Origin of the sequence: Acinetobacter sp. Res13-Abat-PEC15-P4-01, assembly GCF_015676285.1 — a bacterium.
In the GTDB taxonomy this organism is placed as follows: domain Bacteria; phylum Pseudomonadota; class Gammaproteobacteria; order Pseudomonadales; family Moraxellaceae; genus Acinetobacter; species Acinetobacter nematophilus.
This window is the reverse complement of sequence record NZ_JADAIN010000040.1, coordinates 1-215: the sequence shown is the minus strand read 5'-3', so window position 1 is coordinate 215 and position 215 is coordinate 1. Positions and strand designations below refer to the sequence as shown.

The 215-nt window shown below is 34.9% G+C and carries 1 pseudogene; it reads right to left on the bottom strand.

The annotated features are described in order from the left end of the window. A pseudogene (locus IMO47_RS15675) lies at positions 1 to 215 on the bottom strand (hypothetical protein); the annotation flags it as partial.

Below are 215 nucleotides of genomic sequence, written 5' to 3'. Positions count from 1 at the left end.
ATCTGAAGGCTATTTAAAATAAAATCATATAAATGTAGTGCATTTTTTTGGCTAATCATGGCGTAAAAAGATTCATTGGGATTCACCATTTCAGCACTTTCGAACATTAACTGAATATAGGGGTCATTACCATTTTCTAAACTGCCTAAATATTGCCAAGACCCGTCTTCAAAGCCTCGTTCAAAACGTGCACGTTCAGAAATATGATTCAACAC